This is a genomic window from Pseudomonas cannabina, from assembly GCF_900100365.1.
GTDB classification, from domain to species: Bacteria; Pseudomonadota; Gammaproteobacteria; order Pseudomonadales; family Pseudomonadaceae; genus Aquipseudomonas; species Aquipseudomonas cannabina.
Window position 1 is genome coordinate 4,243,908 of record NZ_FNKU01000001.1, and the last position, 12,813, is coordinate 4,256,720.

Here is a 12,813-nt window from a genome sequence, read left to right on the forward strand (position 1 = left end):
ATTATTCCTCCGCCGCGTTATGGCGCAGACGGTTAATGCGGGATTCGCTCCACTGCTTGAGCAGCAGGATGAACAGCGCCAGGATCAGCAACAGGCTCGCCACGGCAAAGGCTGCGACGTGGTTGTACTCGTTGTAGAGAATTTCGACGTGCAACGGCAGGGTGTTGGTAACGCCGCGAATGTGCCCGGACACCACCGATACCGCGCCAAACTCGCCCATCGCCCGTGCGGTACACAGCACCACGCCGTAGATCAGGCCCCATTTGATGTTCGGCACCGTGACGTGCCAGAACATCTGCCAGCCATTGGCGCCGAGCAGTCGCGCGGCTTCCTCGTCCTGCGTGCCCTGCTCCTGCATCAGCGGGATCAGCTCACGCGCCACGAACGGCACGGTGACGAAGATGGTCGCCAGCACGATGCCCGGCAGGGCAAACACGATCTGGATGTCATGATCCTGCAACCACGGCCCGAACAGGCCCTGCGCGCCGAACATCAGCACGTAGACCAGACCGGCAATGACCGGCGTCACCGAGAACGGCAGGTCGATCAGCGTGACCAGAATGCTCTTGCCACGGAACGAGTATTTACTCACGCACCAGGCCGCGCTGACACCGAACACCAGATTGAGCGGCACCGAAATCAGCACGGCAATCACGGTCAGCTTGAGCGCCGACAAGGCGTCCGGCTCGAGGATCGCGGTGAAGAACGCGCCCAGACCGTTTTTCAGTCCCTGGGAGACCACGATAAACAGCGGCAAACCCAGAAACAGCACGAACACCAGCCAGCACAGGCCGATCAGGATGCGTCGCGACACCGCGCTGCCACGACGGGCGGCGTTGGCGGAGGCGGCGGCTGAAACAGATGAATAAGACATGTTCTGCGCCTCCTCAGGATGGGGTTTCGATGCGCCGCTGCAACAGATTGATCAGCAGCAGCAGAATGAAAGACACCACCAGCATCATCACGCCGATAGCCGTTGCGCCGGTGTAATCGTACTGGTCGAGCTTGACCATGATCAGCAGCGGCAGGATTTCGGTTTTCATCGGCATGTTGCCGGCGATGAAGATCACCGAACCGTACTCGCCCACGCCGCGGGCAAACGCCAGGGCGAAACCGGTCAACCAGGCGGGCAGCAAGGCCGGAACGAGAATATGGCGAAACACCTGCCACGGACGCGCCCCGAGACAGGCAGCGGCTTCTTCGACTTCACGGGGGATATCGGCCAGCACCGGCTGCACGGTCCGCACCACGAACGGCAGCGTCACGAACGTCAGCGCGAGGGTGATACCCAATGGCGTATAGGCGATCTTGAAGCCCAGATCCGCAGCGAACTGCCCGACCCAGCCATTCGGCGCGTACAGCGCTGTCAGGGCGATACCGGCCACCGCAGTCGGCAGGGCGAACGGCAGATCGATCATCGCGTCGATGATCTTGCGTCCGGGGAAGGTGTAACGCACCAGCACCCAGGCCAGCAGCGTACCGATCACGCCATTGATCAGGGCCGCATAGAACGCGGTGCCGAAACTCAGCTTGAGCGCCGCAATCACGCGAGGCGCCGTGATGATGGTCCAGAACTGATCCCAGGTGAGCTGCGCGGCATGCACGAACATGGCGGCCAGCGGTATTAGCACAATCAGACTGAGGTACACCAAGGTGTAACCCAGCGTCAGCCCGAAGCCGGGTATGACGGGGGAAATGCGACGCGACATAAAAGTCCCTGGTTTCACTTACACGAAGCCCGGACGTTAATCCGGGCCGCTTGACCTGACCTGCGGTGCCACTCGCGCGGCATCGCCATTCGGTTTATTGCGCCTGGTAAATCTGGTCGAACACGCCGCCATCATTGAAAAACTTCGGCTGCGCAGTCTTCCAGCCGCCAAAGTCTTTGTCGATAGTCACCAGATCCAGTTTTGGAAACTGGCTCTCGTATTTGGCAGCGATTTCTTTGTCACGTGGACGATAGAAGTTTTTTGCGGCAATTTCCTGCCCTTCCTTGCTGTACAGGTGCTTGAGGTACTCGGTCGCGATCTCGGTGTTGCCCTTCTTCTCGGCATTTTTGTCGACCACGGCCACTGGCGGCTCGGCGAGAATCGACAGCGACGGCACGACGATGTCGAACTTGTCCTTGCCGCCCTCCTCTTTCAACGCCAGAAACGCTTCGTTTTCCCAGGCCAGCAACACGTCACCCTGGCCGTTGTTGACGAAGGTGATGGTCGAGCCACGAGCGCCGGTGTCCAGAATCGGCACATGCTTGAACAACGTCTGCACGTATTCCTTGGCTTTGGCTTCATCGCCGCCGCCCGCTTTCAGGCCGTAAGCCCATGCAGCCAGGAAATTCCAGCGAGCGCCGCCGGAGGTTTTCGGGTTAGGCGTGATCACGGAAACGTCTTTCTTGATCAGGTCGCCCCAGTCCTTGATGCCTTTCGGGTTGCCCTTGCGCACCAGAAACACGATGGTCGAGGTGTACGGGGTGCTCGCGTCCGGCAGGCGGGTCTGCCAGTTTTCAGGCAGGGACTTACCGAGTTTGGCGATTTCGTCGATGTCACCGGCCAGCGCCAGGGTCACCACGTCGGCACGCAGGCCGTCGATCACACCACGCGCCTGCTTGCCCGAGCCGCCGTGAGACTGCTTGATCTCGACCTTGTCGTCCGGATGAGTCTTCTTCCAGTGGCTGACGAATTCTGCGTTGTAATCCTGATACAGCTCGCGCGTCGGGTCGTAAGACACGTTGAGCAGTTCGTAATCCTTGGCAACAGCCGAACCTGCGAAAACGGCACTGGCGATAGCGGCCAGTGCAAAGCGGCGAATGGACATAGATGAAGCTCCCGGGAATTCTGTGTGTCGGCTTTTTGATTTCTTCTTGGCGCGTCAGAACGGCATCCGTACTGCCGAGCTGCTTGTGTTCAGCGGTGCATCAGGAGTCAGGATGAAGCCCTCCGGTTGACCAGTCGGGTTACAACGTCAGCTTTGCTTGGCGGCTGGGTTCTGCAAGCGGAATTTTTCCTTGCGCTCGATCTGCACCACCTGTGCGTTGTGCACAGTGATTTCGACGGCGCCGAAACGCAGGTCACGCAACGCACTCTGTATCTCACGCAGAATTGCTGCTTCGTCCTGACCGTCAACACTACGTAGAGATGCGCTCATTATCTTATTCCTTGAAAGGTGAGAAACCTGCCGTCGTGACTGGGCCGATGGCTGTGGCGATGGACCAATCATAGTGAGCCGGAGATATTCTTAAAAAGACTATTTAAGAATGCAGATATAACCAAAAGACATTTAGCACGAAGGCTTATGGTCAGGATGCATTGCACATCCCGACGCCGGTCACGCGCGGGTAAAGCGGGCTAGTTGAAAGCGGGCGCGTGAGACCAGTCGATTGCCTGCGCGGCCATGGGTCGGGCAAACCAGTAACCCTGGCCCAACTGACAACCGTTGCTCAGCAGAAATGACGCTTGGCTGGCATGTTCGATGCCCTCCGCCAGCACGTGCATGCCAAGGCTTGAGGCCAGCGCGATGACCGCCCGCACGATTGCGATGTCATCGTCGTCGCCAGGCAGCCCGGCGACGAAGCCCTGATCGATCTTCAGCTTCTGCACCGGCATGCTCTTGAGCCGCAGAAGTGACGAGTAGCCCGTGCCGAAATCGTCGATGGCCAGGCTCAGGCCCAGCTCACGCAGCCGGTGCAGCTGCTCGATGGCCTGCTCGGGGTCTTCCATGACGGCGCTTTCCGTGACTTCCAGCTCAAGAAACACGGGATCGAGCCCGGTCTCGCTCAAGACCTGAGCCACTTGCCGGTCCAGATCACCCCGGCTGAACAGACGACTGGACACATTGACCGCAACAGACGCAATCGGAACGCCCGCCGCCAGCCAGGTCTGCATTTGCCGACAGGCAGTATTCAATACCCAGGCGTCGATATCGACGATCAGCCCGTTCTGCTCGGCGATGGGGATGAATTCGCCGGGCGATACCATGCCGCGTGTCGGGTGCTGCCAACGCACCAGCGCTTCGGCAGCGCAAATTCGCCCGGTATTCAGGTCGTAAACCGGCTGATAAAACACCCGCAACTCTTCCTGCTCGATCGCCTGACGCAGCTCGCTGGCCAGTTGCACCCGTTGCTGGGCCTGGGCGGTCAGCTCCTCGGTGTACAGGGCAAAGCCCTCCCGACCATCGTTTTTGGCCTTGAACAGCGCCGAATCGGCATTGCGCAACAGTTGTTCCGCAGTCAGGGCGTCACCGGGAAACAGGCTGATGCCGATGCTGGCAGTGACAAACAACTGATGCCCGGCAATTGCATAAGGCGGCTTGAACGCATTGATGACCTGCTGCGCAAGGGCGGCAGCGTGCACCATCTGTGTACAATTTTTGACCAACAGTGCGAATTCATCGCCGCCCAGACGCGAGACCGTCGTGTCACTGCCGGACAGCACCTTGAGCCGTTCGGCAGCCGCCTTGAGCACCTCGTCGCCGATGTTATGGCCGAGGCTATCGTTGATGTTTCTGAAGTTATCCAGGTCCACCAGCAGCAACGCACAACCGCGCCTGCTGGAGCGAGCGGACGTCAGCGCCTGGCTGATACGGTCGGTCAGCAGCAGGCGGTTGGGCAGCTCCGTCAACGCATCGTAGTGCGCCAGTTGCGCCAGCTCCTGCTCGGAGCGCTTGATGGCGGTGATGTCGGAAAACACCGCCACGTAATGCCTGGCTTTGCCGTCATCGCCCTTGATGCTGCGGATGGTCTGCCACTGCGGGTAGATCTCGCCGCTTTTGCGCCGATTCCAGATCTCGCCGCTCCACTGCCCGGCACTGAGCAGCGAGTGGTACATCTGTCGATAAAACTCCGGGCCATGGCGGCCGGACTTGAATTTGCTGGGGTTGAAACCCAGCACTTCTTCGGCCTGATAGCCGGTGATGTCCACAAAGGCGCGGTTGACGTGGACAATGCGCCCGTCTGCATCACTGACCAGCACGCCCTCACGCGTGCTGTCGAACACCACCGCCGCGAGCAGCAGCCGGTCATAGTCCTCCTGCTGTCGCGCGAACGTCGCTTCGCCGCCGACGATGCCCTTCAGTCTGTCACGCACAATGAAGATCATGACGGCGCTGAGCAGCGCCCAGCTGTAACCGATCATCTGTTGGCCGAAGGCCAGTCGCGCCGGATCTTCGACAAAAACCGACAGCAAGTAGTCGCCGGTCACGAACCACAGAATCGACAGCAGCCCATACAGGACGGCGGTTCGCAGCGCGCCACGGGAATATTCGGACATAAAAAACGCAAGCCTGGCGAAAAGTCTGAATTATAAAGCAGGAAACATCCTGCGACTCTTATCTGCAAGGGTGACTGGTTTTCTGTGGAATGTCAGTGATAATGCTCGTGCGACTTTTTTCTTCACAGGTACTTTTACGAGGGCCAAACAGCCTATGTGGTACAACGGTTTGCTCGACCTTTCAGTCTGGCAGGTAATAGCAGTCACGCTGGTAATGACCCATGTAACAATTATTGGCGTCACGGTCTATCTGCACCGCTATTCAGCTCACCGCTCGCTCGAACTCAATGCCGGGCTGAAGCACTTCTTCCGGTTCTGGCTGTGGCTGACCACTGCCCAGAACACCCGCGAATGGACCGCCATCCACCGCAAGCATCACGCAAAATGCGAAACCGCCGACGACCCACACAGCCCGGTCGTCAAAGGCTTGTCCACCGTGCTGCGCAAAGGTGCCGAGCTGTATCGCGAAGAAGCCCGGAATCAGGATACCCTGCGCATCTACGGCAAAAACTGCCCGGAAGACTGGATCGAGCGCAATCTGTATTCGCGCTACAAACTGCTGGGTATCGCCCTCATGGCAGTAATCGACCTGGCGCTGTTCGGCGCGCTCGGTATCACGGTCTGGGCTGTGCAGATGATGTGGATTCCGTTCTGGGCCGCAGGCGTGGTCAATGGTCTCGGCCATGCGGTCGGCTATCGCAATTTCGAATGCCGTGACGCGGCGACCAATCTGGTGCCATGGGGCATCGTGATCGGCGGCGAAGAGCTGCACAACAATCACCACACTTACCCCAACTCGGCCAAGCTGTCGGTCAAGCCCTGGGAATTCGACATGGGCTGGGCGTGGATCAAGGTATTCAGCTTCCTGCGTCTGGCGAAGGTCCAGCGGGTCGCGCCTATCGTCCACCGGGTCGAAGGCAAGGGCAGCATGGACATGGACACAGCCATGGCGATCCTCAACAACCGCTTCCAGATCATGGCGCAGTACCGCAAGCTGGTCATCGCGCCGCTGGTTGCTCAGGAGCTGGGCAAGGCTGACGAATCGGTGCGTCATCAGTTCCGTCGGGCCAAACGCCTGCTGTCGCGTGAAACCAGCCTGCTCGATGACAGGCACCACGTGCGCATCCAGACCATGCTGGAACACAGCCACGCGCTGAAGGTGATCTACGAAAAACGCCTCGCGCTGCAACAGATCTGGGTCAAGACCAGCAGCAATGGCCACGACATGCTGTCCGCCATCAAAGAGTGGATTCACGAAGCCGAAGCCAGTGGCATTAAGTCCCTGCGCGACTTCGCTGACCAGTTGAAAACCTACTCGCTGCGCACTGCGCACGCCTGATACCGTTGATCGGCGCGCCCCTCACGGGCGCGTCCGCTTCGGAACTTCCCCCCATTCAGCCTATCTCATCAACTTTCCCGGGAAATATGGGAAAGGGTTTGGCAGTGCCGCCAATGCTTGAGATACGTGCTCATGGAAAAGCAGTCCCCTATCGCCTCAGCTGGCGCACCGATCACAGATATGCCCGCAGCCGCAGAAACCCTGTTAGCCCTGATGCACGCTCAGGCCGAAGTTACCCGCCTGAGCGAGCGCGAACAATTGTTCAGCTCGCTGCTGGTGAGTGTGAACGCCGTTCTGTGGGCGTTCGACTGGGAAACCCAGCATATGGTCTACGTCAGCCCGGCCTACGAGCGTATCTTCGGCCGCTCAGCGGGCTTGCTCTTGGCCGACTACGGCGAATGGCGGGACAGCATCTACCCGGATGATCTCAACTACGCCGAACGCAGCCTGAGCGAAGTCATCGAGAAAGGCGCCATCGAAGATCGCGAGTACCGGATCATTCGTGCCGACGGCGAAGTCCGCTGGCTCAGCGACAAATGCTTCCTCAGCCATCGCGCCGACGCCAGTCAGCGCTTGATCGTGGTGGGTATCGCTGAAGACATCACCGAGAAAAAACACCTCGAAGATGAACTGCAACGCCTGGCGACGACCGATGTGCTGACCCAGAGCAGCAACCGCCGCCACTTCTTCGAGTGCGCCCAGCGAGAGTTCGAACTGGCGCGGCTGAACGGCACGCCGCTGGCCTTTCTGCTGCTTGATATCGATGACTTCAAACTGGTGAACGACACCTACGGCCACCAGGAAGGCGACACGGTATTGCAACGCATCGCCGAAAGCGGTCGCTCGGCCTTGAGGCGCGGTGATCTGTTCGGGCGTATTGGCGGCGAAGAATTCGCGGCGTTATTCCCCGGCTGCGCGCCGGAAATGGCCATGCAGATTGCCGAGCGCCTGCAACGCGAGATTCAGCGGCAGAATTTTCAGGCAGGCGGCGTCACATTCAGCATCACCGCCAGCCAGGGCCTGACCAACCTCGGCCCCGAAGACCAAGGCCTCGAAGCCCTCTACGGCCGCGCCGACGCCGCGATGTATCAGGCCAAGCGCCAGGGCAAGAATCAGATCGTGCTGGTTTGAAGCGCCTTAAATAATCTGAGTTATCGTGCGACGCTCCGCGTTGCATGCCCGCCTTGGACGCTCTGCGTCCGATCCTGAGTAGGCGGCGCGGCGCAGATTGTGACGCAGAGCGTCACGCAAGGCATTCCGACGCTGGAGCGCGCGGAACGATAATCTCAACTACCGAGTTATCGTGCGACGCTCAGCGTCGCATGCCGCCCTGGACGCTCTGCGTCCGATCCTGAGTAGGCGGCGCGGCGCAGAGCGTCAGGATGATGTTCACTTGTGGGAGCGAGCTTGCTCGCGAAGGCGGAGTCATTGATCAGCAAATCTTCATTGGCTGTTCCGGCCTCTTCGTGAGCAATGCGGATCGCCGCCGCGCCCATTCCCATAGGACGATGTTCACTTGCTAGCGAAGAAGCTTGGCCACGCTCTTATTTCTTCGGTACATCCTGAACCGCATCTCCCGGGTCCTCAATCGCCGCTGGTTGCTCGGCAGGCGGTTCAGGCGCCAAGTCCAGCAGATCAGGCTCATCGTCCTCAACCACCTCAGCAGCGGCCTCAGGCTCGACCGCGACCGGTCTCAGCAGACTCGGATCAGTCACGCCGGTCAGTTTTTTGCGCAGCCGCTGTAAATCGCCCACGCTCAATTTCAGCAGCTTGGCCGACTTGGTCTTGATCAGCGCGGTGACGCTTTCCTCCTCGCCCAGTCGCGCCATTTGGCCCGCCAGGTTCATGGTCAGCACTTCGCGCGTATAGATGCCGGTGTTGTACTGATACACCGCAGCGATCAGTTCACGCAGTTCCAGCGGCAAGCGCCAGCGAGTGCGCAGTGCCGAACCAAACGCGGCGGAATACTGCTCCAGCGATTGCTCGATGGCCTGCTCGTTCAGTTCGCCGCCCGCCAGCAGCCATTCTTGCAGGCAGCCCAACACCGCCAGATCACCCAGCGATTGCAGCAGCCCGGCGCAGAAACAGCGTTCGACATCCAGTTCCAGCATGCCGCCCAGAATGCGCGCGTACTCAGCGGTGCGTTGCGACATCGTCCACAGCTCGCTGGCCCGCGCCAACAACGCGTCATGGGTCAGAACGGCCATGCGCTTTTTGGCCAGGCCCGATGCGATGTTTGCCCCCTGAACCGGACCCAGAACGGCCAGCGCCCCGGCCAGCGACTGAATCGGCTTGCCCAGATGCTGGGCGGCGCTGTTGGCGGCAGCAACCAGCACCGCCGTGATATGCGGATCATTGCGCAACTCTTGCTCGAGCAGCACCGGATCCGTTCCGTTCGGCGTCTGACTGAGCTTGATCGCCGTCGCGACATCGACATACAGCGGTGCACCGTCGGCAATATCGCGACGCTTTTCGAGAAACTTGCTCAGCGTCAGCCCCGGCGCAAGCGCGGGCACCTCGCCCGGAGCCAGCGCACGATGTTCCAGCAACAGGCCTTCGAGGCGATGGCGCAAACCTTCGGTGTTCAGCGGCTTGGTCAGGTAGGCGGTCGGCGCCAGCGGCACGACCTCGCGCACACTGGCGCTGTCATTGCGATTGCTGATCAGGATAAACGGTATGGCAGGCTGACGACGCAGGTTGCGCACGCCGCGCAACAGACTCAATCCATCGATACCCGGCAGCTCGCGAGCGGCGATGACCAGGTCAGGAAGATGCTTTTTCATCCACTCGACAGCCTGTTTGCCATCAGTGCACATTTCCAGCTCGACATCCGCACGCACGCTCAGCACCAGATCACTGAGCGTCTCGCGAACCCACGGGTCAGACTCAGCAATCAATACGCGAGGAACCGCGGGCAAAACTACAGCAGTCATCATGACTCTCCGATGTCGATGCGCTCACCTTAGCCAATGCAATCGCCCGTATATAGCCAAAAGAGCGAAAAACCTCGCTCCAGACGAAAAAAAACCCGTCGAAACGGGCTTTTTTTGTCTGTTTGGTCACAAATTAATCAATTCGTGACGTCACACTTTTCAGGCGATTTCAGCGAAACATTCTTCCAGAATCGCCAGACCACGGCTCAGAATTTCATCTTCGGCGGTCAGCGGGACAAGCACGCGCAACACGTTGCCATAAGTACCGCACGACAGCAGGATCAGGCCCTTGTCACGTGCCTTGGCGACGACCTGAGCGACGGCCGCCGCGTTCGGCTTGTGCGAGTCGCCGTCTTCGAACAGCTCGACAGCAATCATCGCACCCAGCGCGCGCACTTCACCGATCACCGGATACTTGGCTTGCATCGCCTTGAGCGACGTCACCAGATGCTCACCCAGTGCCTGGCAACGCTCCAGCAGGTGCTCTTCTTCGAAGATATCCAGAACCGCCAGTGCCGCCGCGCAAGCGACCGGGCTGCCCGCATAGGTGCCGCCCAGTCCGCCTGGCGCGATGGCGTCCATGTATTCAGCCTTGCCGCACACGCCCGCCAGCGGGAAGCCGCCTGCGATGGACTTGGCAAAGGTCGTCAGGTCAGCAGCAACGCCCATCTGCTCCATGGCGAAGAACGTGCCGGTACGGCCAGCGCCGGTCTGCACTTCGTCCGCGATCAGCAGGATGCCGTGCTTGTCGCACAGCTCGCGCAGACGCTTCATGAACGCCTTCGGCGCCACGTAGAAACCACCCTCGCCCTGCACCGGCTCGATGATGATGGCAGCGATATCTTTAGGCTCGGCGTCGTTCTTGAAGATGCGCTCGATGCTGGCGATGGAATCGTCAACGCTCACGCCATGCAGCTCGCACGGGTACAGCGCGCGGAAGATCCCGCCCGGCATCAGGCCCATGCCGGCCGAGTAAGGCACCACCTTGCCGGTCAGACCGAGGGTCATCATGGTGCGACCGTGGTAAGCGCCGGTGAAGGCGATCACGCCCGCACGGCCAGTGGCAGCGCGCGCGATCTTCACGGCGTTTTCCACCGCTTCGGAGCCCGTGGTCACCAGCAGGGTTTTCTTCTCGAAATCACCCGGGACCTTGGCGTTGACCTTCTCGCACAGCTCAACGTATGGCTCGTAAGCCAGGACCTGGAAGCAGGTGTGAGTCAGCTTGGTCAATTGCTCTTGCACCGCCGCAACGATTTTCGGGTGCAGGTGCCCGGTGTTCAATACCGCGATACCGCCCGCGAAGTCGATGAACTCACGACCTTCTACGTCGGTGACGGTCGCGTTCTTCGCCGAAGCAGCAAAAATCGGGTGGATCTGCCCAACGCCGCGCGGGACGGCTGCATGGCGGCGTTGCATCAGGGAGTCGTTAGTCTTGCTCATGTATTCCTCATTCGCCGCTCATCGGTCGGCGTGGCTCAAGGATCAAGCGGGCTGGATCAACTGCGGCAGCATACGATGATCGACTGCTGCAGCCTTCAGGCCACCAAGAAACTGCTGTGCTGCAAAAAACCGATGACACGTCGCTCTCGCGCGCCATCGGCTGCAATACTTCTGCGCCAGTCAGACCGACAGGCAGAGGTATTTGATTTCCAGATAATCTTCGATGCCGTACTTGGAGCCTTCACGGCCCAGGCCCGACGACTTGATACCGCCGAACGGTGCCAGTTCGTTGGAGATCAGGCCGGTGTTGATACCCACCATGCCATATTCCAGCGCTTCGGCAACCCGGAACACCCGGCTCATGTTCTGCGCGTAGAAGTACGACGCCAGACCGAACTCGGTGTCGTTGGCCAGCGCAATCGCTTCGGCCTCGTCCTTGAAACGGAACAGCGGGGCCAGCGGGCCGAAAGTTTCTTCTTTGGCAACGGCAGCATCTTTCGACACGTTAACCAGAATAGTCGGCTCGAAGAACGAACCTTCCAGACTGTTGCCGCCGGTCAGCACGGTTGCGCCTTTGCTGACCGCGTCGGCGATGTGCTCCTTGACCTTGGCAACCGCCTTGTCGTCGATCAGCGGGCCAGTGGTGATGCCGTCTTCCAGACCGTTACCGATCTTCAGCTTGCCGACCGCGGCCTTGAGCTTCTCGGCGAACGCGTCATACACCGCGTCCTGCACATAGATGCGGTTGGCGCAGACGCAGGTCTGGCCGTTGTTGCGGTACTTGGAGATCATCGCGCCCTCGACCGCCTTGTCGAGGTCAGCATCGTCGAACACGATGAACGGCGCGTTACCGCCCAGCTCCAGCGATACTTTCTTGATGTCCTTGGCGCATTCGGCCATCAGCTGGCGACCGATCTCGGTCGAGCCGGTGAAGGACAATTTACGCACAATCGGGTTGCCGGTCAGCTCGCTGCCGATATCGCCCGCACTGCCCGTTACCACGCTGAACACGCCAGCCGGGATACCCGCACGCTCGGCCAGTTCAGCCAGCGCCAGTGCCGAAAACGGCGTTTGCGACGCAGGCTTGAGCACCATTGTACAACCCGCCGCCAGCGCAGGACCGGCCTTGCGGGTGATCATCGCCGCCGGGAAGTTCCACGGGGTAATCGCCGCTGTCACACCAATCGGCTGCTTGAGCACGATCAGACGCTTGTCCGGCTGGTGACCAGGAATCACATCGCCGTACACGCGCTTGGCTTCTTCCGCGAACCACTCGATAAAGGACGCTGCATAAGTAATCTCGCCCTTGGCCTCAGCCAGCGGCTTGCCCTGCTCCAAAGTCATCAACAGGCCCAGGTCGTCCTGGTTCTCGATCATCAGCTCGAACCAGCGACGCAGCTTGTTACCGCGCTCTTTGGCGGTCAGCGCACGCCAGGCCGGCAGCGCCTTGTCAGCAGCCTCAATCGCCCGACGCGTCTCGCCTGCGCCCATTTTCGGCACCGTACCGAGGATCTCGTTGGTCGCCGGGTTGTTGACCTTGATCGACTGACCACCGTCCGCGTCCAGCCACTGACCGTTGATATAGGCTTGCTGGCGGAACAGAGTGGAATCTTTAAGCTGCATGTCGGGCCTCCTAAACAGCGCCGCACAAAGGCAGAGCGAACAATTGAATATCGATGCACCCCGTTTGGAAGCCATCGTCAGGAAAACATTCCATCGGGTTCCAGCGATGCGCAACGCATAAAAGCAGGAAGACCGAACAAGAGCGTTTGAAATCTCAAACGAATCCTAGGCATTGCGGGGGCAAAGGACAATAGGCTGTTCGAAAAAAAGAACG

At 59.9% G+C, this 12,813-nt stretch carries 10 protein-coding genes; 2 read left to right on the forward strand and 8 right to left on the reverse strand.

The window, feature by feature from the left end; genetic code table 11:
• Window position 1: 1 nt before the first annotated feature.
• From cysW to dibA, 5 genes are all read right to left on the reverse strand, one after another.
• Complete coding sequence (gene cysW / locus BLT55_RS20060) at window positions 2–874, reverse strand: sulfate ABC transporter permease subunit CysW (RefSeq protein ID WP_055001728.1); 873 nt, start codon at window positions 872–874, stop codon at window positions 2–4.
• Window positions 875–887: 13 nt separating this feature from the next.
• Window positions 888–1,709, reverse strand: a complete 822-nt coding sequence (cysT, locus tag BLT55_RS20065) for a sulfate ABC transporter permease subunit CysT (RefSeq protein WP_005887934.1) — start codon at window positions 1,707–1,709, stop codon at window positions 888–890.
• 94 nt (window positions 1,710–1,803) lie between these two features.
• Window positions 1,804–2,814, reverse strand: coding sequence for a sulfate ABC transporter substrate-binding protein (locus tag BLT55_RS20070; RefSeq protein WP_055001727.1), 1,011 nt, complete (start codon window positions 2,812–2,814; stop codon window positions 1,804–1,806).
• Window positions 2,815–2,961: 147 nt separating this feature from the next.
• The gene (gene oscA / locus BLT55_RS20075) at window positions 2,962–3,144 is read right to left on the reverse strand and encodes a sulfur starvation response protein OscA (protein ID WP_002551397.1); all 183 of its coding nucleotides are present in this window, start codon (window positions 3,142–3,144) and stop codon (window positions 2,962–2,964) included.
• Window positions 3,145–3,344: 200 nt separating this feature from the next.
• Window positions 3,345–5,264 carry a phosphodiesterase DibA gene (gene dibA, locus BLT55_RS20080; RefSeq protein WP_055001726.1) on the reverse strand — a complete coding sequence of 640 codons (1,920 nt, stop codon included), beginning with the start codon at window positions 5,262–5,264 and terminating at the stop codon, window positions 3,345–3,347.
• Between the two features lie 154 nt (window positions 5,265–5,418).
• Between dibA and desA the strand changes: the two genes are divergently transcribed.
• Window positions 5,419–6,603: a delta-9 fatty acid desaturase DesA gene (gene desA / locus BLT55_RS20085; RefSeq protein ID WP_055001725.1), complete on the forward strand. Its 1,185-nt coding sequence runs from the start codon at window positions 5,419–5,421 to the stop codon at window positions 6,601–6,603.
• Window positions 6,604–6,735: 132 nt separating this feature from the next.
• Complete coding sequence (locus tag BLT55_RS20090; protein ID WP_055001724.1) at window positions 6,736–7,734, forward strand: GGDEF domain-containing protein; 999 nt, start codon at window positions 6,736–6,738, stop codon at window positions 7,732–7,734.
• Between the two features lie 413 nt (window positions 7,735–8,147).
• Here BLT55_RS20090 and BLT55_RS20100 read toward each other — a convergent pair whose 3' ends face one another.
• From BLT55_RS20100 to gabD, 3 genes are all read right to left on the reverse strand, one after another.
• Window positions 8,148–9,539, reverse strand: coding sequence for a response regulator (locus tag BLT55_RS20100; RefSeq protein WP_055001723.1), 1,392 nt, complete (start codon window positions 9,537–9,539; stop codon window positions 8,148–8,150).
• Between the two features lie 156 nt (window positions 9,540–9,695).
• Entirely contained in the window at window positions 9,696–10,976 is a 1,281-nt protein-coding gene (gene gabT, locus BLT55_RS20105) for a 4-aminobutyrate--2-oxoglutarate transaminase (RefSeq protein WP_007248214.1), read from the reverse strand.
• Between the two features lie 180 nt (window positions 10,977–11,156).
• Window positions 11,157–12,599, reverse strand: coding sequence for an NADP-dependent succinate-semialdehyde dehydrogenase (gene gabD, locus BLT55_RS20110; RefSeq protein ID WP_055001722.1), 1,443 nt, complete (start codon window positions 12,597–12,599; stop codon window positions 11,157–11,159).
• Between the last annotated feature and the right edge of the window lie 214 nt (window positions 12,600–12,813).